This is a genomic window from Maridesulfovibrio sp. (assembly GCF_963676065.1).
Classification (GTDB): Bacteria; Desulfobacterota; Desulfovibrionia; order Desulfovibrionales; family Desulfovibrionaceae; genus Maridesulfovibrio.
On sequence record NZ_OY780933.1, the window covers coordinates 2,465,292 to 2,487,495 of the forward strand.

Sequence of the window (22,204 nt, forward strand, 5' to 3'; positions counted from 1 at the left end):
CAGCTGAAAACCAGTCTTCTGCTTACTAAGCTTAGCCTTTTAGCGCATAGCCCTGTAAGTGAAGACCGGAAGTTACTGTGCTTTTTTAGTGATCTGGTAGAATAATTGAGCACGAAAAAACTCCCCGTTTTTATTACAAAAACGGGGAGTTTCTTTTTGGTCGGAATTAATGATTAGGTCAGATAACGGATAAGCCAGAGGAAAAACATAGCGTAAAGACCCGCGAAAGCATCATCAATCATAACGCCTCCACCGTCCTTGAGCCATTTTTCCGATTGTTTGATGGGGAATGGTTTGGTGATATCAAAAATTCTGAAAAGGACAAAACCCAGGAGAAGGTGCCATGTTACGACTGCCGGGAAGGGCAGAAAGACCAGCCACTGGCCCAGCAACTCATCAATAACGACACAGCCGGGATCTTTTTTACCCAGCTGCTTTTCCGCTGCTGTGCTTGCCTTGGCTCCGAAGTAAAAGATCAAGCCCAGAATCAGAATTCTGACCGGGAGGTGAAAAGGAAGAAACAAAAACGGTGCGGTAATTAGAGCAGCGGCGGAACCCCATGTTCCGGGGGCTTTGGGCAGGTGTCCCACTGGTCCCAGAGTCGCCACATGCGTATAGTTAATGTTGAATTTTTTCATGCTCATATTATCGGCTGAAAGAGCTTAAATGTCCAGAAATGACAAAGCTGAACTCGTTATGAATTCAGCTCTGACTTATAAATATGTTGTTTACGTATGACTTAATTCATACGCGGCTTTAGGGTGTAACCGATGCGTTCAGCCATGAATTCCAGCGGGCCGGTCTCTTTAGTTATCTTGAGTATCTCCATCAATGTCGTCGCTCCCAGCTTGGCGTTATTATCAAAGGGATTTATTTCCCTAAGCAGGGTAGAGTATGGCTTTCCTATTGACTGGGCCACTTCTTTAGCTGGCTTATTTCCTTCAAGAACAACATCCTGAATTACTTTGGTGATTGTATTGTAGCTCATCTTCTTCTCCTCCTTGTTGTGCGGGTCTTTTCAGGTAAGAGCCTCACTTCATACAAGTTTATTATGTGACCGGGAGGAGTTTATGTAAACGGGGTAAACTTTGTATATTGAGCTGGTAGGACTGTATATGGGGGTAGGGTTGTTGATGTAAGGGCGGGTTTTTTGGGTCGGGTTTGTTTATAAATTCGGCTTAATTTGGCATAATAAATAGGTAGTTAAGATCTATCTTCTACGTGCAAATGGCAATTGCACGGACAGGAGAACCGTCAGCATTATCAAATTTCAAGGGCAGGCAGGAAAAGAGGAATCCCTCGGTGGGAATCAGGTGGAGGTCGGTAAGATTTTCAATAGCAATGGTCCCCTGTTCGAGCAGTGTCTTGTGAACTTCGTAGCTGCCTGATTCAGCAGAATCTATCGAGATGACATCAACGCCTACTCCTTTGAGTTTGAACTCAACCAGCCATTGTGCGGCTGCTTCCGTTAAAGCCGGGTAGTGGGTAAAGTATTTTTGATTTCCCCAATTCCTGTACCAGCCGGTATTAAGGATGACAAAATCACTCTCACTGAGTTCAGATTCGTAAGGAATCAGGTCATCTATGGTTATATGAGGATCTGTTACATCTTTATGGGTGCAGTCGACGCATATAGCCGGACCGATAAAACTATCGATACTCATGTTGTCGAGGGTTCCGGCTCCTTTTATCATATGTGCAGGGGCATCAATATGGGTGCCGATATGCGAAAAAAGAGTCAGTCTATGTTCCCAGAACCCGTGAGTATCATGGGTAAACACATCTTCAATTTGTGGTGCTTCCGTTCCCGGAAATACAGGCATGCCGTCTTTTATTGTATGCGAGAGATCAATTGTCTTCATCCTGTCAGTCCTTTGAATCCTCGTTATTCAGATCGCTTATAAATATTGCATCATTAGGGCTGTTGCCCTTTTTATGCTTTTCATAGCCCACTTCTATCTGTCCTTGATTGCTAAGCTCAGATGCCTAGGTGAGCAGGGTTTGCAGCATTGGTTTTATCCAAGATGGTAGCAATAAATTTATATGACGTGTTAAGGTAACCCTTATTTTTGATCCAAGTATTGTTTCTTTAATTGATATAAGATATATGTTTGTCTTTAAAGACTGTTCATGGTTTCAAATCTGAGGTATCAAAAAATGAGAATTTCCGCTATTTATTTGAGTATAGCCGTATTTTTTGTTGCAGTTTTATCTATTAGCACTGGGTATGCAGAAAATTTACGCGTAATGCTTCACTGCGGATCATTTCCCCCGTACTACTTTGTAGATGACAAAGTGAACACGGGTATCGTTAAAGATATATTTAATGCTTTTGCAGCAGAAACAGGTGATACCATCGAATTTGTCCGTTGTCCTTTCAATCGCTCCCAATATGAATTCGAGCGTGGCAAAATTGATATCGAACCTATGTCAAACCCAAAATGGAGGCAGTTTTCCAAAGTGCCGGGGGTTTATAGTAAATCGTTTGCGGTTTCCGATTCCATTGTCCTTTTTGCTCGTGATGCCGTTGTTTCCACTGCTTCGCCCGAGAAGTTGCTGGGTAAGGTAATAGGTACAGTGCGTGGCTATTATTATCCGGTGTTCAGTCCCTATTTTGAAGATGGGCGTATGGTTTCACATATGTTGGAAAATGAGAATAAATTGATCGAGCTTTTACTTGCAGGACGCCTTGATCAAGCATTGATGAACAAAGATTTTGCCTTATACCAGATAAAGAATCGCAATCTCGGCGATCGTCTTATTGTAAGTAAGCCCTATGATTCCCTTGATATGATGATCCGTTTTCACCCCAGCAAAAAGGATGCAGTTCCGCGTTTTAACAAGGCTATTGATAAACTGCTTAGCGATGGCACGATCAAGAAAATTTATGACAGTTATCGTTAGAAAAAGTATTTTATTGAAAAATTAGTGCCCATATATTTATTTTTTGTCTTCTTAATCTATTCTCTTGTGCAGTGATCTGTTTATCGGATTATACTTCATTTTATTTTGATTTTTCCAAAATAAGTTCGTTCTGGAATATCTTGCAGCGGACATGGATATTAGTTAGTAATCTCCAGTCTCGTGAGTATAGCGCTGCTGATCAAATCTCTTCCTGTTGCTCATATTATGTTTAAGATTATATTTTCAATCTGGTGAAATGTTATGAATATCGCGTTTGTTAATTCAACCCATAAATGGGGTGGTGTAAAATCATGGGTTATAGGCTTTGCAGAACAGCTTAAGCTTCGTGGGAATAATGTCTATATCTGGGGCAGACAGCCTGCGTTTATAGAGAAAAGCAGAGATAAAGCCGGACATGGTGAGAAGGTCTGGTTCGGCCCGGATTTTAATCCTGTTGCGATTTTGAAGTTCATTTATGAATTTAAAGTCAAGAAAATTGAAGCCGTGATTATCAATGTCGGCAAAGATTTAACCACCGCCGGTATTGCCGCAAAAATTTTAGGTATCCCATTAATCCAAAGAATCGGGTTGCCGGAAGACATTCCTTATACCAAGAAAGTTGACTTTCTGCATAACTGGATCAAGCCGCATTTTTTGTGTCCTTGCGAGTACATTCGTAATGGTTTTGTGGACAGTCTGCCTTATGTAAAAAGAGAAGATACTGAAGTTGTTCTGAACGGCAAAAATTGTACTGAACATAAATTATCCTTGAATCAACCGCTTACATTCATATGCACTTCCCAGTTGAACAAGGGAAAAGGGCATGAGGACGTGCTTAATGCACTTTCTAAGCTCCGTTTTGACTTTAAGTGTATCATTGTCGGTACCGGAAATATTGAGAAGGAACTGCATGAGCAGTGTGAATCGTTAGGTTTGTCTGAAAAGGTAGAGTGGGTTGGTTTTACAAAGGATGTACCTGAATATCTTCGTAAAGCCGATGTATTCGTTCTGCCGTCTTACTTTGAAGGTTTACCGAATACCTTACTGGAAGCCATGTCGGAAGGATTGCTCCCTATTGCAAGAGATGTGGGGGGCATCTGTGAAGTTTGGCCTGAAGACTTTACGGATTTTCTCTTGCCGTTCAAATCCGGTCCTGCTGAGTTTGAAACCGCTTTTGAAAATGTTCTAAATATGTCAGCTGAAGAGATACTTAAAGCCAAAGAAATGTCCCGCCAGAATTGTAAAGAGCAGTTTTTACTTTCCGGCAAAGCCGAGGAGTTGGAAAATTGGCTTTTACGTGATGTGATTCGTAAGTAAGGAGCTCCATCAATTTAAAGGTATTAAGAATTACGTTTTCCTTTTGCGCTGTAACTTATGGGGGACAGTTAATATTGAACTCTGTTTGTTTATTACATACAAGGAAGTCGGCAAAAGCAAAGAATTGTAGTTTGCAGTCTATGTAACGTAATATTATTTGAATTTTATTCTGAAGGCATTTCTCATAGAGAGGTTTTTATGTGTTCCGGTCTAAGTATAATTATTCCTGCTTACAATATGGAAAAATGGTTGCCAGTGGCATTAGAGTCATGTCTGGATCAGAGTGATCCAGATATCGAAGTTATTGTTGTTAACGACGGCTCTCCTGACAGCTGTGGGGAAATAGCTGAATATTACGCTGCACAGGATTCCCGTGTACAGGCCATTCATCAGGAAAATAAAGGAGTTGGGCCTTCGCGTGAGGCAGGGCAGGGACTCGCAACTAAGAAATATATACATTTTCTTGATGCGGATGATCTTCTTACCCGTCACGCAGTGCGTGATATGGTTGGTCTTGCCGAAAAAGATGGAGTAGACCTTGTCTGTGGAAATGCTGTGCTTTTTTCTGATATTAATATGAATACAAGACGTTATTTTCCACATAAGGCTGCGTCGGGGTTGCGGTTTGCGAAGAGTCCCAGCCATTGGAAGAGCAAGGTCGCGTGGCGCTGGGTAATGAATACAGATTTCATCCGTAAGCATGATTTTAAACATCTCCCATACAAAGTAGGGCAGGATGTTTTATTCATGTATCAAGCCCTAACCAAGGTGGATAGGTTTTCACAATGCGGCAGTCAGTTTTATTACTTCAGGCAGGATCATAAGTCTGTAAATATGACTTTGGACACGATGTTTAATCATCAGTTTCCCCACTTCGTAAATGCGAAACAAATTTTGATGGATGCGGCAATGCCCGGTCCGCTAGTCAAATACCTGAATGAGAATTTTTTTCGTGATGTTAAAAATATTATGCCCAGCCTGCACGGGGATAATGCTCATTGGCGTCGTCAACTGATCAAAAGTGGCTTTGAGATTTTTGAAGGGCTTGACCCAGCTTTGTTTAAAGAGAAGATTCCAGAGGGAGCTTTTGTTCAGGAGGCTGCGGAGCCTTTGTTTCTTGCCTTTATTGCAGGGGATGAAGAAAAGGTGAATACCGAGTTGGACCGTTGGGTAGGAGGAAGCGGCAGGAAAAAGAATGTGGAGAAGAATAAAGGCTTACACGCAATCCGACGACGCATTAAATCTGCCTTTAGGCCTACTTCCATAAAAGTTCGCCATCGACTGCGCGAACTTGAGAAGAGAGCTGCGGATAGGCGTGGATAGAGAGCTCGTACATATTGCCGAGCCCTCTATTTCTCCTGTTGCACATCCTCGTGTGCTGATGAGGCCGTGTTTAGTTGTATCAGGTACCAGTTCAGTACTCAGTTCACTTAAAATTAAAATTTAATTTTTGTGATCAAAAAGTCTCTATTTATTTCTTTGGGCAGAGCGGATTCTTCTAGCGGGTGGCTTCCTCTACCAAATAAAGAATGTTCCGGTAATTTTTGCCTCCGTGCAGTGTTAAACCGATCTCGCAGGTGCGGGAAACACTGTAGCCTTCGTCACAGTCAGCAATCTGTCTTTTCAGATCTTCAAGCGCTGATGCATTAAGCTCCGGACGGTGAAATCCTTTGTCGCCGGAAAAACCGCAGCAGCCTATTCCGGTTGGAATAACTACCGATTCCGCACATCTTGACGCAAGTTCACGAAACGAATTTTCCAGTCCCATTGTCCGGGTGGAGCATGTTGGATGCAAAGCAACTTTTTTCGGCAGTTTCTTGAATTCCAGACGATCTACTATATTCTCGTTCGCGAACTCGATCGGGTCCATTAGTTTCAGGCGTTCATCGAGGGTCTTTTTCATTCTGGCAAGACAGGGGCTGGTGTCGCAGAGTACTGTGTATGTTCCATTGTTGCTGGCTTTAAGAAGCGCCTTGCCTAATTCATCGGAAAGGCGGTCAGCCTGCTCCATTAAGCCTTTGGTTTCAAAAGCCTTACCGCAACACAGGCTGTCTATGGAGTCAGGAAAAATGACCTCGAACCCCGCTCTTTTCAACAATTTTACGGTAACGTCCATCAAAGGTTCGGAGTCGTCGCCTTTGCTTGTGCCCATGGTTCTGATTGCGCATGATGGAAAATATACTACTTTGTCAGTCGCGCCAGAGTTTGCGGAATCAACGGGGATGCTGCTTCCTCCCTTGGGCATGGCCGGGGTCCATTGCGGCAGGCGGTTGGCGGATAATGATCTGGCCGCTCCGGCGATACGTCCCATGTTTGCATCACCGATAATACGCTGGGTCAGGGACATGCCATTAAGGGCGAGTGATGCCGTTTTCAGAACGCCGCCCATGTGTCCGCATACGTAATTGGCCAGTTTGAGCGCATTACCGGAGTGATTCCGACCGCGAATGTCTCTAATCATATTAGCGACATCTACGCCCAGAGGGCAGCGGGTCCGGCACAGTCCGTCTGTCGCGCAGAGTTCTTCGCCGTATTTCTGGAAGATTTTTTCCCATTCGTCAGCCGTGTCCTGATCGCCTTCCGCGCGCAGTTTGGTTATTGCTCTTGAAAGACTGATCCGTTGGCGCGGGGTGAGGCCTATATTCCTAGAAGGACAAATCTGCTCACAGAAACCGCATTCTACGCACAAATCGACATCAGGATGCGTTGCAACCGGGCTTTTAAGTCCGTCAATATGTGCTTTTGAGTCTTCGCTTATCAGTACACCGGGGTTGAGTATTTTCAGTGGATCGAAAAGATCTTTGACCCTGCACATAATTTCATAGAGGAAATCACCCCATTCCTTGCGAACGAAAGGCGCCATGGCGCGTCCGGTTCCATGCTCGGCCTTTAAAGAGCCGTCGAATTGCTCAGTAATGAGGTTTACGAGATCAACCATGAAGTTATGCAGTTTTTCAACTTCATCGGGATCGGCAATTTTGACCGGGATGGAAAAATGCAGATTGCCATGGAAGGCATGGCCCATGATTCCGGCCGCGTATCCATAGCGTTCGAAAAGCTCCTGAAAGGCTGCGCAACCCTCGGCTAACCGGTCTACAGGGATGTTGATGTCCTCAGTGAGCACGAATTCATCCGGCTCACGGAAATTAGCTATCGCCGGAAACAGGGCCCTGCGAATGTTCCACAGCTTTTCGCATTCGGATTCATCTGTGGTGAAACTAGGCTCGTTCAGGGCCGGAAAAGCGCTCATAACCTTTAGAATGGCATCAACATTTTCCTGCACACCTGCGGCATCCCACCCTTTGGTTTCAATGAGCATGGCGCATGAGCCTTCCTGCAGATTCTTCATTACATCGGGGATGCCTTTAAGATTCTGCATGGCGGTCAGAGAATTGAAATCCAGCACTTCGGCGGCAGCTATGCTGCAGGTGCTTTTCATGGCGATAACAATGTCTGTGGCAACTTTCAGGGACGGGAAGAACATCAGGCTCACTGCACGCATAGGAGGAGTGAGGATGGTATCCATGAGCACTTCATGGATAAAACCGAGTGTACCTTCCGAGCCGATCATCAGATGCATCAGGATATCGATGGGATCTTCATGATCTACAAAGGAATTTACAGTGTAGCCGATGGTATTTTTTATGGAGTATTTACGCTTGATGCGTTCAACAACACTTTTGTCGGCAATAACCTCGGTTCGCAGCGAGCTCAGTTCTTCAAGAAGCTCGGAGTGAGATTTGCGAAATTCAGCGACGTTTTTTGAATCGGTAGTGTCCAGATAGGTGCCGTCAGCCAGCACAAGGCGCATACCTTTTACGGCATGGTAGCAGTTCTCTTCCACCATGCAGCACATTCCTGCTGAATTGTCGGCTACAATGCCGCCCATTGATGCGGAGGTGATGGAAGCCGGGTCCGCCCCCATCTTACGCTGGTAAGGGGCAAGTGCCATATTGACTTCAATGCCGATTATGCTGCTTCCGGACCAGAACTGCTTCCCTTCATCAAGCACTTCCAGCCGTTTCCAGCCTTGTCCCATCAGGCGTACCAGCACTCCCTCACCGCAGGCTTGACCGCTGACAGCAGTTCCTGAGCCGCGGAAGGTTACGCCCATTTTGTTGTCCGCACATACTTTAAGCACATCCTGTATCTGCTCTATGTTAAACACATCGACCACAAGCTTGGCCTTGGGTTCAAAGTAGCTTGAATCTACAGCGTAGGTCGAAACCAGAGCCGGATGGTCATATATCTGGGCCTCGGGGAGAACTCCCCGCATTTCATTAACTAACTTTATCAACACAAATCTCCTTTCCTTCAGTATCCTCAGGGAAACGCCAAAGGCCCAGGCCGCGCAGGACCGTGGGAACAGTGATCAAAAACAAGGTGACCCAGCCCATTGAACCGTAACCTTTACCTATCAGGGGGATGAGGCCGAATTGCGCTACCATCCAGCAGATGGCAACCAGAACAATGGATGAGCACATGGCGTGGGTGCGTTGTTTGCGGGATTTCTCAACTTCGGTAAGGTTGCGTCCAAGAAAGGTAACCAAACGGTTGGTTGTTCCAAAAACGAGAGCTACGCCGGTAGAAACCGCGCCTACCACAATGCATATTGAAATAAGGGTGGTCATCCATGGTCCGCCTACCCCGTGCATTACTACAAATAAGGCGGGAACGGCTTCCTTGAGGATTCCCTGATCAACAAAGGCCAGTATCCCGAAGTATGCCAGATACATGATCAGGCTGTTAATAAAGATACCGATTCCGATGGCTTTGCGCAGGCATACCTTGTTCGGGCAGACTTGAGCATGCACAATGTAAGCACCGATAGCAGCGCAATGCAGGGTGCCGTATTTTACTCCCCACCAGAGAGCATCCCAGAAAGTATCCGGACCGCTGACCGCAATCTCACCTGTTTTGATAGCGTCCAGATTTTGTAAAATTTTAGGGAAATATTCGATTATATTCGGTAGATAAATAATAAACATGCTGGCGATGAGCATCACTGAAACTACCACGGCCGTTTTGCGCACCAGCTCGGAACCGTAAATAGTGAACACAAAAATTACCGCCGCGATGCAGAAGGTATTAATCATGTATGGAGTCCCGAAAACCTTACTCAGGATAGTTCCACCGGTAGCAAATGCCACAGAAGTAGCAAGTAAGAGAATTGCATTGACCAGAATTTCGTAAACCGGAACAGCGAAAAATCCTATTCCGCCGTACATTTTTTTAGACCAGTTACTGTAATCGTAGGTATTGAACCGGGCTGCGATAACCATTGAGAAATACATGCATCCACCCATTATCAGCATGGAAACTGCGGGCATGAATATGGATGTCCAATGGTGATTGACATAAAATGCTACAATCTGACGGCCGGAAGCAAATCCGCCGCCAAAATGTGAACTGAACCAGACCAGCGCTATGGCCAGATATCCGGGGATAATTTTATTCATATAGTTACTCCGCTGCTGCTTTTGTGGTTACATCATCCGAAAAACGCCAGAGGCCGAATCCCCGCAGCAGGACGGGCAGGGTAAGGATCAACAAAGAAACCCAACCGATATTTCCGTATCCTTTTCCGATGAGCGGTATAAGTCCAAGCTGAGCTACAATCCAGCAAGCTAAAATAAGAAATGCGGAAGCAATAATTGAGTGGATTTTACGTTTATTTTCTTTTTCCTCTGGAGTCATGTTGCGGCCGAAGAAATTAACCAGACGATTGGTGGTGCCATAAACCAGAGCTACGCCGGTGGAGACTGCCCCGATAACGATGCATAACGAAATCAGCAGTGTCATCCATGTGCCGCCTACACCGTGCATGATGACAAACAATGAAGGTACCGCTTCTTTGAGGATGCCTTGATCGACAAAAGCGAGAATACCAAGGTATGTCAGGTACATGATTCCGGTATTGATGAAATATCCTACGATGGTCGCCTTTTTGAGGCTGGCTTTATCCGGGCAGGCCTGAACGTGTACAATGTAGGCGCCGATAGCACAACACTGCAAGGCACCGTATTTAAATGCCCACCATATGGAATCGAGCAGAGTGTTTGGACTTCCTGTAGCAATGTCGCCATTTCTTATGGCGGCGAAGTTCTCAATTATTTTGGGGAAAAATTTAATTATATTAGGGATGTATATAATAAAAATGCAAGCGATGAGAATAATGGATACTACTGTGGCCGATTTACGGACCATATCAGCACCGTAGATGGTCAAGACAAAGATAACCCCGGCAATTACAACTGTATTCAGCATGTAGGAAGAGCCGAACGCTTTTGTGATTGTTGATCCACCAGTGGCAAAGGCTACTGCTGTAACAAGGACTAGTAGTACATTGAAAAGAATTTCGAACAAAGGAGCCATTACAGTGGATGTTGATCCATATAACTTTTTTGACCAGCTGCTGTAGTCGTAAACTTCGTATTTTGCGGCAATAAGCATGGAAAAATAGAGGCTTAAAGCCATGATTAGCATGGAAACAGCCGGCATGAATATAGAGGTCCAGTGGTGGTTGAGGTAGAATGCTACGATTTGGCGTCCGGAAGCGAATCCTCCTCCGAAGTGGGAGCTGAACCAGACGAATGCAATTGCGAGATAGGCGGGGATAAGTTTGTTCATAGTAATGGGGTTGTTATTTGTTTGAAGGGAACAGTCTTTTTTCGGTCAGGAAGGAATGTTGGTGAACGTTTAGCTGCAAAACATTTAGTAATGACAGTCTTTAAAAAATGACCGGCGGTCAGTATTTGTCCACAAAACGGTGTGTCCTTAATTCGATAAAAGGCTGCAAGGCTGGATGGTAAGTGTTGAACTCTCGTCCATTCGTAGCGAAATGGGATCGCTAAGTTGCCTGAAAGGCCGATCTGGATGAATCTATATTCGAAAGCTTTAATGGGAAGCGTATTGCGTAACTTCGTTACGGCGTTATACTCAATAACAGTAAAAAAGATTACTGTACTGGTGTTTGCGTACAACAAAAGTTTTTACTTTAGAAGACTTAGATTTCATTTTATAGTAAATGCCCACTTTGTCGCTGCAGCAGGCATAGTCACGGATTTATCGGTTAAATCTATGAATAAGTATCAAGTGTTACTTGAGCCATGCTTGAATGATAGAAGCTCTGCACGCGGCAGGACTTAACTAATATGCGTTAATTTTGCGGAACGTACAACTACAATACAAGGTGCAGCTAGGGCGATAAAAAACGGCTGCGGCGCCTTAAACATAAAAGAGCGCGCAGCCGGAATTATTGAACAAGGAATGTAAATTGATTATTCGTTAGCGGATAAAGCTCATTTTGATTTTTGCTTCCTGTTCGGGAAAGGGTACTGTTCCTTTTGCTGCATCTATACACTTGAGCAGCCATGCCATATTGCGTCCCAGAACTCGCATAATCTGTAACCCTTCAACATCCTGCTGCGCTTCTTCAGCTTTATTGCCGTGGATTGTATTCCAGTAATTTGAAGAAACTATGGGCATCTGGGCGATAGTAAAGTATTTATTGAGCCGATCAAAAGCAGCGCTGTTACCACATCTGCGGCTACTGCTTATGGCTGCTGCCGGCTTAAAGGCATATGGTCCTGCTTTGTGGAAGAACATCCGGTCGAGAAAGCCGCATACTGATGCATTCGGTCCGGCAAAGTAGACAGGAGTACCTACAATAAATCCGTCAGCATCTTTTAAAAGGTCAATACCTTCATTTACCTTGTCGTCTTTAATGACACAATATCCCGTCTTTGCGCATCCCATACACGCAGTGCATCCTTTAATTCCTTCTTTGCCGATATGCAGCATAGTGCTATCGATTCCCTGTTCTTTCAGTTCATCAGCAATTGCGTCCAGTGCAACTCGGGTACATCCGTTCTCGTGGGGGCTTCCGTTCAATAGTAGAACATTCATTGTATTTCCCTTTAGGTAATAGTTTTTACTACGCATTGTCAGCGCGGTTAATGTTTATAGGAGGGCATATGTTCCCGTCCGAAGAAACATGGCGGTTCATTAATAATATAGAATTGCCTTGAAAGCAGTTTGATTCTCTCAGGAAGAGCTTGATCGTTAAACACGGTGATGGTGGATATTTTTGGCGTTTATGTCAATATGATGAATTTAATGAATATTATCGACATTAAAAGTTACGTGATTTATTTTCGGTTTAGGTTATTTGTGTTTAATTTTATTATAGCCACGTATAAGGAGGCTTCATGTTTCGTATTCTATTTTTACTTGTTCTGATAGCTGTGTTCTTTTCGTCCCCGGCCAGTGCCTGCACTGATTTTATCGTTAAAGCCAAGGACGGTAGTGTGGTAAATGGTCGGTCCATGGATTTTGCAATTATTGATAAGGCTCAAGTAACTGTTTACCCCCGGGGAAAGCAGTGGATTTCCGAAGCACCGAATGACCGCGAAGGGCTTAAATGGAAACAGCGCTATGGTTTTGTTGCTTTTTCTGTGCTTGGACTGGAAAAATCATCAGACGGTATGAATGAAAAAGGTCTTTCAGCAAAATTCCTGTGGCTGCCTTCTGTGGGGTATCAGACTGTCCCCAAAGGCAAAGAGGATATAGCTCTTGATGCGACCCTCGTACCCGATTGGATTTTAGGTAATTTCAGCTCCGTGGCTGAGGTAAAAGAAGCTCTTCCAAAGGTTCTGGTCTGGGGTAATGAACTCGTGGGGCTGGGGTCAGTTCCGGTACTGCACGTCGCCGTTCATGATGCCGCCGGTAACAGCATTGTGGCTGAATGGATCGACGGCAAGTTGAATCTCTACGATAATCCTCTGGGTATCATGACAAATGAACCTCCTTTACCAGAACAGTGGGCGAATCTGCGTAACTATGTCAACCTTTCCCCCATGATGCAAAAACCGCTTAAGCTTGAGGGCATGAGTGTTAACCAAACAGGTAATGGTTCAGGGTTGCTAGGTCTTCCCGGTGATTGCACTCCGCCTTCTCGTTTTGTGCGTACAGCTATTCTCAGGCAGTTTGCTTATAAACCTGAAAACAGTGCGGAGGCCATCATATTTGCCCGCCATCTGCTGGAACAGGTTTATGTCATGAAGGGAATCAGCCGGGATAAAACACCTCAGGGCGAGGCAGCTGATTATACTCAGTGGACGGCCATTGAAGACCTGACTAACCGTGTAATTTATTTTGCTGATTACGATGACCAGACACTTCGTGCTGTTGACCTCAAAAAAATTGATTTCACGCGAGGCGATTATAAGCCGCTCCCTGTTGCTAAGCCTTCCGGCAATGCAATTAAGGATGTGACACCACATTAGCAAGTTTGCAAAGATTCTAATTAATGGCCGGTCCGGCTTTCTTCGGACAGCGATGTCTTATGAAAAGAGGGCAATAACAAGTGCGTATGCCGGGCCTGCCATTTTGCTTCCGCAATGAACGGTGGGAACCACGTTCATGATACCACGATTCTCCCCGGAGTTAATTTTGGGCGCGGATGTGTTGTCGGGTGTGATATAGAAACCCTTCGCAACGCTAGCCGCTAAATTGCATGACAATTTCAGGGTGTCCCGTATGGTCATCAGTCTTTTCTTGTACAATTTCAAATCCGCATTTTTTGTAAAACTCAATGCTGGCCGGATTCTCTTTATAGACAGTAAGAGTTAGATTGTTGTGGAGTTGTTTGGCTTTTGAGATCAACTTTCTGCCAATGCCTTTTCTCTGCATTTCGGGTGAAACAAATATTGCTGCTATGGTATTATTGTATAAAGAAATAAACCCGTGCGGCTTACCTTCTTTTTCAATAACGTACGTGTCGCTTGCAGGTATGTAAGTTTCCCGCATGTCATTGACTTTAGATTTCCAAAATTCGATTGGAATAAAATCATGCGCTTTTATTGATGCTTCCAGCCAGATTGTAATTATCCGGTCCATGTCTTTTTCGTTAAATTTGCGTATCATCGTACTTATTTTCATGTTCACTTAAAGTATTTTTCTATAAGCTGTTCTTTTGCGCCTGAAGCCAATACTTCATCTAATGATTCCTGTATGCTGGATATAATACTGGCTGAAGTGTCTTTGTTTGCAACCATGTAGTAACCACCTTCTTCAGAGACTAAATACGCAGCTTCAAGTTCTGAAAAATCGTGCCCCATATTTTTCAGTTGATAGGCTGTTTCCAACGGATCACCTGGAATAAGGTCGACTCTTTTTTTGAATAACATTTTTAATAAGCTCTCTGAATTGCTTACTAAAGAATAATGGTCTGTATGAATGTTATTTGCGATGAAAAATTGTTCAATTGATCCCCCCAACTGTACTCCAGTACGGTATTTTTTGAGATCTTGCTTATCTTTAATTTGTATATCTGTTCGCTCTTTTAATTTAAAAAGATACACTCTTCTAGCTTGCATAGGACCAATCCACGCATAATGCGCTTTGCGTTGCGGGATAAGCGCTACAGATAAGAGCATGGTGTTTGGATATTTTTGTACAGTTTTCATGGCCCGTTTAAAAGGGTACATTACAAGCTTATATTTAATGTGAGTTCTTTTTAACGCGGCTTCTATCAATTCTGTATTGATCCCAACAATCTCATTATCCTTTTTAAAATTATATGGCGGCCAGTTATCTACTAAAATAGTAATTTTTTGAGCATCAGCGGTTCTTGCCATGCCCAAAAATAGAATGGTTATTAAAAATATGAAATATTTCATAATACATTTGCAGCTCATTCTTTCCCCTTCAATCAAATTGCTTCACGTGCATGTTATAATTGAATAACATTTTTTAATATTATGTATAGATCTGATCAAAATAATTTTGAAGTGTGATTTTGTAGCAGAATAGTGGTGTACGGGTGGTTGAAAAGTATTTTCAACGGTTGTGTTTATATATTAACACGACAATTCTTTTGCATCAATAAACAGAATGAAAATGAAATATTTCAATTGTCGGTCATCAGTCCGTGGAGCTGGTGACGAGATGTCTATGGAAATGCGGCCAAACAGAGTTTAATTGTAACGACATTAAGGTTAAGCAGATTGTGCTTGAAGCGAAATTAAAGCATAGTACTATTAAGCTCGCTAAGCTGTTTATAGTATTCCCTTCAGGAGGTTGAACGTGGATTATTTTATGACCCTTTCGCCAGTTGTACAGGCTCTGATAGCTACCTTATTTACCTGGGGATTAACCGCTCTCGGAGCAGCGGTGGTGTTCATCGGCAAGGATATAAGTAAACGTACGTTGGATATCATGCTCGGTTTTGCCGCAGGGGTGATGATTGCCGCCAGTTACTGGTCTCTGCTTGCTCCGGCTATTGAAATGAGTGAACATCTGGGACCGTTCAAGTTTGTGCCGGCAGCGGTTGGTTTCATTATGGGGGCAGTGTTTTTGCGACTTGTGGATAAATTTTTACCGCACCTGCATATCAATGCTCCGCGTTCGGAGGCGGAAGGGGTTGATACCAACTGGAACAGCTCCATCCTGTTGGTGCTCGCCATCACTTTACATAACATCCCGGAAGGGCTGGCTGTTGGTGTAGCCTTCGGGGCTGTCGGTGCCGGATATGATACAGCATCCATCGGCGGAGCCATAGCACTTGCCATAGGTATAGGAATCCAGAATTTTCCGGAAGGAACTGCGGTTTCTGTCCCCCTGCGCCGGATCGGTTTTTCGCGGACTAAGAGTTTCATATACGGGCAGGCGTCAGGACTTGTGGAGCCAATAGCCGGGGTTATCGGTGCGGCGGCAGTCATTATTGCCAGACCCATTCTGCCTTACGCGCTGGCCTTTGCCGCCGGAGCCATGATTTTTGTTGTGGTGGAGGAGGTTGTGCCGGAATCGCAGGCTTCCGGTTACGGAGACCAGGCGACCATGGGCTGTATCCTCGGGTTTGCTGTGATGATGACCCTTGATGTAGCGCTGGGATAGGCTGTCAGTTTACTGTTCGGTCATCGCAAGCTTGAGCCCAATAGTAGCGAATACAACTGCGAAAGAGCGTTGCAGCCAGCGGATTGTATTAGGAGATCGAGTAACATATTGACGCACGCTGGTTGCAGAAAGTCCATAAAGGACGAACACGATGAGTGTCATCAGCATAAATATCAGGCTCAATATAATCAGGTTTAAAGTTGGGGATACAGCGTTTGCCGGTACAAAGAGTGGTAGAAAAGCAAGAAAGAAAATTGAAAGTTTAGGATTAAGGATATTGATCAGGAATCCGCGCTTGGCAATTTGGAGCAGGTGTTGATCTTTGCCGGACTCATCGAATTTCAGGATACCATTTTCCTTCCAGGTCGCCCATGCCAGATAAAGCAGGTAGGCTGCTCCGGTATACTTAATTAATTGAAAGCCTACTGCGCTTATGTGAAGGAGAAACGACAAGCCTAGAGTGGATGCTACCAAGTGGGGAATTATTCCAGCTGTGCAGCCTATTGCTGCGGACAGACTTGCTTTTTTACCAAGAAAAAGTCCGTTTGAAACGGTGTAAATTACACCGGTCCCCGGTACGAGAACAACAACCAATGCAGTCAAAAGGAATTCAAGGCTTATCAAACGAGTGCTCCTAAATTATATGTTTGAGGTTATTTCAATATAAGCACGTTTTAAATTGAGAAAAGGGGCAATTCCCCGGAACATTAAATTCCACTGAACCGGAGTTTCGATTACCCGTGCAAGGGGCAATTAAAATGTTTGTTGAACAAGAAAAATATTAATGTCTTGTTAATCTATATTTTCTACGGGAAGCCGGTCGAATTTAGGCAAATTCTCCAGTTCAGAGTCCCAATTGGCTTTATTTGCGATAAATATGTGAGCATCCGCTCTGATAGGTATCTCACTGTCGAGGCTGCCCGCAGGAACAACAAGAAGGGTGCCATCCATTTGAATATTAGGAAGAGCCGACCCGCAAGTGCTGCAAAAACTCTTTATATGACCTGTTGAATTGAAGTTGAATGTCTTTATTTCCTCTTCCCCGGCCAGCCATCTCAACTTGGCCGTGGAGGAAAACAAATTCGCGGCATGGGCAGATCCTGTGTCTTTACGGCATCGTTCGCAATGACAAAGGAAAAAATTATCAAAATCTCCTTCCACCTCAAAGGCGACCTTGCCGCACAGGCATGTTCCTGTATGTTTCATTATGCCTCCTGTCAGGGCACGTCTTTTCTCGGGATTGTTTCAGCTATAGATTAATCTCAATATGGACTATACCATTCAGCATATCAAGTGGGATTTTGCTAAGGACCACATCCTGATTTAGTTTTTTAGCCGTATGGCGAATTGTGCGGCGCCGCAAAGGCCTTACTGGTTTTTAAAATTAGGAATTTGGCTAAGAGTTTGGTTGTAAAACGGGCTAATTGAATGCTTTGCTTTTATGTTAATATTTCCTTATAGTTAATAAGATATTTTCTATGGTTATTCTGTGAAATATTTGAGAACCTGAGCTAACTTTTTTAGAGTATATCGATATGGATTACAAAATGATGGTGCAATATTTGGAATGTTCAAAATATATCGATTTTAATGAAAGTGGTGTGCAACGACTTTTAGAATCGCTGGAACTATCAGGTCTGGAAGACGAGCATATAGCAAAAAAATGTTTTGAATGGGTCCGTGATAATGTCAGGCATAGTTCCGATTATGAAATGAACCCGGTAACGTGTAAGGCTTCGGACGTCCTTAGATACAGAACTGGCTATTGCTTTGCCAAGAGTCATCTTCTGGTTGCTCTTCTCAGGGCTTCTAAAATTCCTGCTGGTCTTTGTTATCAGCGCTTGAGCCTAAAAGGTGATGGGGCCCCATTTTGTCTGCATGGTCTCGTTGCAGTATATTTAAAAAAATATGGTTGGTATCGAATAGATCCACGGGGTAATAAAATAGGTATTGACGCACAATTTAATGCTCCGATTGAACAACTCGCCTTTACACTTTCATTAAAAGAAGAAGCTGATTTACCTGAAATCTGGCCTGAGCCTCATCCCTTGGTTGTTCAAGTGCTGGAAACGTATAATACTTATGATGCCGTGTATGATAATTTACCGGATATTGAGCTTATTTCTCTTTGATATGTATTACAATTTCCAACCTCTTTCCCGAAACGAAAATTCTTCAAGACCTCAGTTTTTCTATTACTGTCGCTAGTGGCAGATCTACTACGTTGTTTTTTCAAAACTACGGCAGCATTTATGGTGGTATTATAATTATTGTCATTGTGTCCTATGTTTAGTATGTGATTTGAAAATCATGTAGTAGTTATCAGTGATTAACACTGATTAGTTGAATATGAGGTTGGCAGTGATGAACTATATCGGAGCCTGTGCTATTGCCCGGGATGAAAACTATTTCATAGAGGAATGGATTCAATATCATGCAATGATTGGTGTTGAAAAATTTATTGTTTATGACAATGAGAGCAGGGTTCCCCTACGCGAAACATTGGCTGGATATGTAAAGTGTGGATTGGTTCAACTGTATGAGATAAAAGGTATTTCTCCTCAGCAGCAAGCTTATCAGCATTGTCTTGATAATCATGGAGAGGAATTCAGGTGGCTGGCCTTTATTGATATTGATGAATTTATTGTTTTAAAAAAGAACGAGAATATTCATTCCTTTCTAACTTGCTATGAAGAGTATGCCGCCCTAGTAATGAATTGGGTCATGTTCGGTTCAAACGGATACGTCGATAATCCACCTCTCCCTATTTCTTTACATCTTAAAGAAATAGTGGATTACAAAATGCCTAGTTCAACGATTAAATCAATTGTGCAGCCCCAGTACGTGAAAGTGGCTAACTTGAGCCCTCATTTTTTCACCTACACCAGTGGAAAGTGCGCCGTTAATGAACTCTATATTCCTGTTCACGGAAATAACTCCCCTCCAAGCGTGCAGCGTATTCAACTCAATCATTATATCTTCAGGGGGCAGCGTGAATACCAGAACAAAGTCAATCGGTGGCACTACAATCATACTGAAAGAGCTCATGAAAATCTTTGGGATGATTTTTTCAAGCATGTTTCATGTAAAAGAATAATTGATGATTCCATCTTTCCGGTTTCGATGAAGTTAAACAGGCTTATGAAGCTTGGCAGGCCGGAGTTCTTCGTAGACTTGAATAATCACGGTTTGAAATCAAAGGAATTATTTGCGGTAGTTGATGCTGTTTCCGAAGCCATGAATAGAACTAATTACGACCTTGCCTTAAAACTGATCGTCCTTGCGGAAATGCAAAATTATGAAGACTGTCTTATTTTGACGAAATTAAAGGCCGAAATTATGTTGCTCAAGGGAGAGGTTGAGCGGGCCGTAAATTTAGTCCAGAAGGTTCTGGAAAACGGATTTTGGTGGGAAGGTTACGTTGTTTTATTCTATTGTTATAAGTTTATGGGCAATGAAGTCCTGTGCAACAATATAAAATTGTATCTTAGGGATATGGTCAAAATTGCAGCAGGTCAGTCAGCTGAAGTACCTGAAACTGTAGCCTCTTTATTAGGGACGGCTTCATGTGTTAACTAGATCGTCATAGGTTGGCTTTTATATTTGGGATGTTCACATTAGCGAGAATGACTTATTCAATAAAGCCTTTGTCCTGCATAACCTGCTCACTGATAAATTTTGCCATTCCTGTCTTCATTCGGCTGAATCCTTGTTTCTGATAGAAGCCTTCTTTTCCGGGAGCCGCATAAAGAATGACATTACAGCCTTCAAGGTGTTTCAGAATGTGCTCCATTATCAGGGAGCCAATCTTTTGTCCCTGATATTCAGGAAGAACAGCGCAATCGTATATGGCAGCCTGATATGCTCCATCCGAGAGCGCTCTGCCAAAACCAATCATTTTATCATCATCGAATATAAAAACTTTCGTATGGCTTGCTTGGAAAGCTTTTGCATGAATTTCGGGAGCATGGTGGGCCATCCCAACTTGTTTGAGGATGCTGGCTACGAGATTCCAATCTATTTCATTACAGTCATATTTTATTTCAATAGTCATGCGTCTTAGCTCCTTTTTAGTGGACTTAATTGGGATTTCATAGCCTTTCCGTGAGTCCGCATCAAGTTGGAGATTGGTGGGGAGAGCTAAAAAATATCTCCAGCATCCGTTTTCTACCCATTCCCCGGAACAACACCCCCCACTGAACCAGTTTCTCAATAACCTGTGCTAAAAGCAATCCGATGACGTTGGTGTATGATTCGCAGATTCCTTTATTTAGTGAGCTATATCTTGTTTTAGTGGCCTCCACAAAGGATTAGCCGGTGTTGGGCTGGATTTAAATGTATTCAAAAATGTTATCCCTACAGCGTCTTTGAAAAAAACAAAGTGAACGCTGTAGGGATAATTGTATGGAAATGGTTCTTTTTAGTGGTTTTTGACGCCATGTACGTATTTCGAGAATTTGGCTGATGTTCAATCCTTAGTAGATCAGCCTATTCTTATTCTGCCCTTCAGGATCAGATTGAAGACTCGGATCGTATATGGGTAATCCTTCCCCCGGTCCTTACTTGGTGCGGGAAGAATTTATTTTTGAAGTACAATGCAACATTGACAAGGGCAATGAGCACCGGAACTTCAACAAGAGGACCGATGACGGCGGCAAATGCCTCACCTGAGTTGATTCCGAACACGGCAATGGCAACCGCGATAGCAAGCTCGAAGTTGTTTGAGGCTGCTGTGAAGCTCAAGGTTGTTGCCTGTTCATATGTAGCGTCAGCTTTATATGAGAGGTAAAAGGAAACAAGGAACATGATAAGGAAATAGATTGTCAGTGGGATGGCGATGCGGATAACGTCAAAGGGAAGTTGAATAACCTTTTCTCCTTTGAGGGAGAACATGGTCAGAATTGTGAACAGAAGGAAAACAAGGGTTAAAGGACTGATGCGGGGGATAAATTTATTTTCATACCATTCACGCCCTTTGACTTTGAGTCCGATAATTCTAGTTAGCATGCCGCCGATGAAGGGTATGCCAAGGTAGATGAAGACGCTTTCGGCAATTTGACCGATGGAGATATCAACAACCGCCCCTTTAAGGCCGAACCAGCCAGGAAGTACGGTTATGAAAAGATATGCATACAAAGAGAAAAAAAGTACCTGAAAAATGGAGTTGAACGCAACCAGTCCCGCACAGTATTCAGTATCGCCATTGGCCAGATCATTCCATACGATAACCATAGCTATGCAACGGGCCAAACCAATCAAAATAAGTCCGACCATGTATTCGTGATGCCCGGATAAAAAAGTGATCGCGAGTCCGAACATGAGAATCGGTCCGATTATCCAGTTCTGGACCAGAGAAAGGGTAAGAACTTTGAAATTTCTGAATACCTGTCCCAGTTGTTCATATTTTACCTTGGCAAGAGGGGGGTACATCATCAGGATGAGCCCTATAGCAATGGGAATATTGGTTGTCCCTATTTGGAATGAATTAATTACATTCTTGATTTCAGGATACATATAGCCACTACCGACTCCAATAAACATAGCCATGAAAATCCAGAGGGTAAGGTAGCGATCCAGGAAAGATAATTTTTTTATCAGTGATTCGGGCTCGTTCATTTCTTCCTCCACCATTTAATCACATGGTACATTTTTTTTGGTTTTAAGGTATAGGGTTAGCCTTTTATGGTCCTCTTCACTTTGAGAGCACTCCGGCAGACCCTCGCATAACACAGCTAAAATATTGTCTGCGACCTTTGTTCCCGGTTTGACCAGGCTGTAATAGGTCCATTTCCCGCTGCGCCTTCCTTCCACCCACCCCGCATTTTTCAGCATAGACATATGCCGGGAGATTCTTGATTGCGGCAATGCCAATCCTTCCATCAGGTCGCAAATGCATAACTCGCCATTTGCAAGCAGGCTGATAATCCTAAGTCGTGTGGGGTCGGAAAGTGCTTTGATCCGTTCAGCTAATTGTTTCATTGGAGGATCATATCTGCTTATGCGGATATGTCAATATGTTTTGTTTGGAGGGTAGTACAGGAGTAGGTGTTTTCGCCGTTGATCATTTAGTTTGATCTGTAACTGT

At 43.5% G+C, this 22,204-nt stretch carries 21 protein-coding genes; 7 read left to right on the forward strand and 14 right to left on the reverse strand.

From position 1 onward, the window contains the following. Window positions 1–173: 173 nt before the first annotated feature. The 3 genes from ACKU35_RS10955 to ACKU35_RS10965 all read right to left on the reverse strand — a co-directional run bounded on the left by ACKU35_RS10955 (window position 174) and on the right by ACKU35_RS10965 (window position 1,862). Complete coding sequence (locus ACKU35_RS10955) at window positions 174–638, reverse strand: phosphatidylglycerophosphatase A (RefSeq protein WP_319765388.1); 465 nt, start codon at window positions 636–638, stop codon at window positions 174–176. Between the two features lie 101 nt (window positions 639–739). Further along, window positions 740–988, reverse strand: a complete 249-nt coding sequence (locus tag ACKU35_RS10960; RefSeq protein WP_319759256.1) for a phage regulatory CII family protein — start codon at window positions 986–988, stop codon at window positions 740–742. 229 nt (window positions 989–1,217) lie between these two features. Beyond that, window positions 1,218–1,862, reverse strand: coding sequence for a cyclase family protein (locus tag ACKU35_RS10965; protein WP_319759257.1), 645 nt, complete (start codon window positions 1,860–1,862; stop codon window positions 1,218–1,220). Window positions 1,863–2,157: 295 nt separating this feature from the next. On the opposite strand from ACKU35_RS10965, the gene ACKU35_RS10970 reads away from it, so the two are divergent. The 3 genes from ACKU35_RS10970 to ACKU35_RS10980 all read left to right on the forward strand — a co-directional run bounded on the left by ACKU35_RS10970 (window position 2,158) and on the right by ACKU35_RS10980 (window position 5,544). Continuing rightward, window positions 2,158–2,904 carry a transporter substrate-binding domain-containing protein gene (locus tag ACKU35_RS10970; protein WP_319759258.1) on the forward strand — a complete coding sequence of 249 codons (747 nt, stop codon included), beginning with the start codon at window positions 2,158–2,160 and terminating at the stop codon, window positions 2,902–2,904. Window positions 2,905–3,165: 261 nt separating this feature from the next. After that, window positions 3,166–4,221 carry a glycosyltransferase gene (locus ACKU35_RS10975; RefSeq protein WP_319759259.1) on the forward strand — a complete coding sequence of 352 codons (1,056 nt, stop codon included), beginning with the start codon at window positions 3,166–3,168 and terminating at the stop codon, window positions 4,219–4,221. 198 nt (window positions 4,222–4,419) lie between these two features. Then, window positions 4,420–5,544 carry a glycosyltransferase gene (locus ACKU35_RS10980; RefSeq protein ID WP_319759260.1) on the forward strand — a complete coding sequence of 375 codons (1,125 nt, stop codon included), beginning with the start codon at window positions 4,420–4,422 and terminating at the stop codon, window positions 5,542–5,544. Between the two features lie 175 nt (window positions 5,545–5,719). Here the strand turns inward: ACKU35_RS10980 and ACKU35_RS10985 are convergent, their stop codons facing one another. The 4 genes from ACKU35_RS10985 to ACKU35_RS11000 form a co-directional block, all read right to left on the reverse strand. Further along, window positions 5,720–8,518 (reverse strand): FAD-binding and (Fe-S)-binding domain-containing protein, encoded by a 2,799-nt coding sequence (locus ACKU35_RS10985; RefSeq protein ID WP_319759261.1) that lies wholly within the window; start codon window positions 8,516–8,518, stop codon window positions 5,720–5,722. Continuing rightward, entirely contained in the window at window positions 8,502–9,680 is a 1,179-nt protein-coding gene (locus tag ACKU35_RS10990; RefSeq protein ID WP_319759262.1) for a hypothetical protein, read from the reverse strand. Before ACKU35_RS10990 ends, ACKU35_RS10985 begins: the two co-directional genes overlap by 17 nt. Before the next feature lie 4 nt (window positions 9,681–9,684). Beyond that, window positions 9,685–10,851 carry a hypothetical protein gene (locus ACKU35_RS10995; RefSeq protein WP_319759263.1) on the reverse strand — a complete coding sequence of 389 codons (1,167 nt, stop codon included), beginning with the start codon at window positions 10,849–10,851 and terminating at the stop codon, window positions 9,685–9,687. A 657-nt stretch (window positions 10,852–11,508) separates the two neighbouring features. Then, window positions 11,509–12,129, reverse strand: coding sequence for a flavodoxin family protein (locus tag ACKU35_RS11000; RefSeq protein WP_319759264.1), 621 nt, complete (start codon window positions 12,127–12,129; stop codon window positions 11,509–11,511). A gap of 302 nt (window positions 12,130–12,431) precedes the next feature. Between ACKU35_RS11000 and ACKU35_RS11005 the strand changes: the two genes are divergently transcribed. After that, the gene (locus ACKU35_RS11005; RefSeq protein WP_319759265.1) at window positions 12,432–13,508 is read left to right on the forward strand and encodes a choloylglycine hydrolase family protein; all 1,077 of its coding nucleotides are present in this window, start codon (window positions 12,432–12,434) and stop codon (window positions 13,506–13,508) included. Window positions 13,509–13,722: 214 nt separating this feature from the next. Here the strand turns inward: ACKU35_RS11005 and ACKU35_RS11010 are convergent, their stop codons facing one another. Both ACKU35_RS11010 and ACKU35_RS11015 read right to left on the reverse strand, forming a co-directional pair. Continuing rightward, window positions 13,723–14,163: an N-acetyltransferase gene (locus ACKU35_RS11010; RefSeq protein WP_319765390.1), complete on the reverse strand. Its 441-nt coding sequence runs from the start codon at window positions 14,161–14,163 to the stop codon at window positions 13,723–13,725. 2 nt (window positions 14,164–14,165) lie between these two features. Continuing rightward, a complete protein-coding gene (locus tag ACKU35_RS11015; RefSeq protein WP_319759266.1) occupies window positions 14,166–14,903 on the reverse strand; it encodes a transporter substrate-binding domain-containing protein in 738 nt (245 codons plus the stop codon). Between the two features lie 418 nt (window positions 14,904–15,321). Here ACKU35_RS11015 and ACKU35_RS11020 point away from each other — a divergent pair, with 418 nt between their 5' ends. Continuing rightward, complete coding sequence (locus ACKU35_RS11020) at window positions 15,322–16,119, forward strand: ZIP family metal transporter (RefSeq protein WP_407944208.1); 798 nt, start codon at window positions 15,322–15,324, stop codon at window positions 16,117–16,119. A 9-nt stretch (window positions 16,120–16,128) separates the two neighbouring features. On the opposite strand, the gene ACKU35_RS11025 is transcribed toward ACKU35_RS11020, so the two are convergent. Beyond that, window positions 16,129–16,743: a LysE family translocator gene (locus tag ACKU35_RS11025; protein WP_319759268.1), complete on the reverse strand. Its 615-nt coding sequence runs from the start codon at window positions 16,741–16,743 to the stop codon at window positions 16,129–16,131. A gap of 168 nt (window positions 16,744–16,911) precedes the next feature. Continuing rightward, a complete protein-coding gene (locus ACKU35_RS11030; RefSeq protein ID WP_319759269.1) occupies window positions 16,912–17,325 on the reverse strand; it encodes a GFA family protein in 414 nt (137 codons plus the stop codon). 329 nt (window positions 17,326–17,654) lie between these two features. Here ACKU35_RS11030 and ACKU35_RS11035 point away from each other — a divergent pair, with 329 nt between their 5' ends. Together ACKU35_RS11035 and ACKU35_RS11040 are read left to right on the forward strand one after the other, a co-directional pair. Next, window positions 17,655–18,251: a transglutaminase family protein gene (locus ACKU35_RS11035; RefSeq protein WP_319759270.1), complete on the forward strand. Its 597-nt coding sequence runs from the start codon at window positions 17,655–17,657 to the stop codon at window positions 18,249–18,251. A gap of 232 nt (window positions 18,252–18,483) precedes the next feature. Further along, the gene (locus tag ACKU35_RS11040) at window positions 18,484–19,698 is read left to right on the forward strand and encodes a glycosyltransferase family 92 protein (protein ID WP_319759271.1); all 1,215 of its coding nucleotides are present in this window, start codon (window positions 18,484–18,486) and stop codon (window positions 19,696–19,698) included. Window positions 19,699–19,750: 52 nt separating this feature from the next. Here ACKU35_RS11040 and ACKU35_RS11045 read toward each other — a convergent pair whose 3' ends face one another. From ACKU35_RS11045 to ACKU35_RS11055, 3 genes are all read right to left on the reverse strand, one after another. Continuing rightward, window positions 19,751–20,173 carry a GNAT family N-acetyltransferase gene (locus ACKU35_RS11045; protein ID WP_319759272.1) on the reverse strand — a complete coding sequence of 141 codons (423 nt, stop codon included), beginning with the start codon at window positions 20,171–20,173 and terminating at the stop codon, window positions 19,751–19,753. 458 nt (window positions 20,174–20,631) lie between these two features. Continuing rightward, window positions 20,632–21,735, reverse strand: coding sequence for an ACR3 family arsenite efflux transporter (gene arsB / locus ACKU35_RS11050; protein ID WP_319759273.1), 1,104 nt, complete (start codon window positions 21,733–21,735; stop codon window positions 20,632–20,634). 15 nt (window positions 21,736–21,750) lie between these two features. Next, complete coding sequence (locus ACKU35_RS11055; protein WP_319759274.1) at window positions 21,751–22,098, reverse strand: metalloregulator ArsR/SmtB family transcription factor; 348 nt, start codon at window positions 22,096–22,098, stop codon at window positions 21,751–21,753. Window positions 22,099–22,204 lie beyond the last annotated feature (106 nt).

Coding starts and splice junctions, on each gene's coding strand:
- ACKU35_RS10955 (WP_319765388.1), bottom strand. CDS start 638: ATGAAAAAATTCAACATTAACTATACGCATGTGGCGACTCTGGGACCA.
- ACKU35_RS10960 (WP_319759256.1), bottom strand. CDS start 988: ATGAGCTACAATACAATCACCAAAGTAATTCAGGATGTTGTTCTTGAA.
- ACKU35_RS10965 (WP_319759257.1), bottom strand. CDS start 1,862: ATGAAGACAATTGATCTCTCGCATACAATAAAAGACGGCATGCCTGTA.
- ACKU35_RS10970 (WP_319759258.1), top strand. CDS start 2,158: ATGAGAATTTCCGCTATTTATTTGAGTATAGCCGTATTTTTTGTTGCA.
- ACKU35_RS10975 (WP_319759259.1), top strand. CDS start 3,166: ATGAATATCGCGTTTGTTAATTCAACCCATAAATGGGGTGGTGTAAAA.
- ACKU35_RS10980 (WP_319759260.1), top strand. CDS start 4,420: ATGTGTTCCGGTCTAAGTATAATTATTCCTGCTTACAATATGGAAAAA.
- ACKU35_RS10990 (WP_319759262.1), bottom strand. CDS start 9,680: ATGAATAAAATTATCCCCGGATATCTGGCCATAGCGCTGGTCTGGTTC.
- ACKU35_RS10995 (WP_319759263.1), bottom strand. CDS start 10,851: ATGAACAAACTTATCCCCGCCTATCTCGCAATTGCATTCGTCTGGTTC.
- ACKU35_RS11000 (WP_319759264.1), bottom strand. CDS start 12,129: ATGAATGTTCTACTATTGAACGGAAGCCCCCACGAGAACGGATGTACC.
- ACKU35_RS11005 (WP_319759265.1), top strand. CDS start 12,432: ATGTTTCGTATTCTATTTTTACTTGTTCTGATAGCTGTGTTCTTTTCG.
- ACKU35_RS11010 (WP_319765390.1), bottom strand. CDS start 14,163: ATGAAAATAAGTACGATGATACGCAAATTTAACGAAAAAGACATGGAC.
- ACKU35_RS11015 (WP_319759266.1), bottom strand. CDS start 14,903: ATGAAATATTTCATATTTTTAATAACCATTCTATTTTTGGGCATGGCA.
- ACKU35_RS11020 (WP_407944208.1), top strand. CDS start 15,322: ATGACCCTTTCGCCAGTTGTACAGGCTCTGATAGCTACCTTATTTACC.
- ACKU35_RS11030 (WP_319759269.1), bottom strand. CDS start 17,325: ATGAAACATACAGGAACATGCCTGTGCGGCAAGGTCGCCTTTGAGGTG.
- ACKU35_RS11035 (WP_319759270.1), top strand. CDS start 17,655: ATGGATTACAAAATGATGGTGCAATATTTGGAATGTTCAAAATATATC.
- ACKU35_RS11040 (WP_319759271.1), top strand. CDS start 18,484: ATGAACTATATCGGAGCCTGTGCTATTGCCCGGGATGAAAACTATTTC.
- ACKU35_RS11045 (WP_319759272.1), bottom strand. CDS start 20,173: ATGACTATTGAAATAAAATATGACTGTAATGAAATAGATTGGAATCTC.
- arsB (WP_319759273.1), bottom strand. CDS start 21,735: ATGAACGAGCCCGAATCACTGATAAAAAAATTATCTTTCCTGGATCGC.
- ACKU35_RS11055 (WP_319759274.1), bottom strand. CDS start 22,098: ATGAAACAATTAGCTGAACGGATCAAAGCACTTTCCGACCCCACACGA.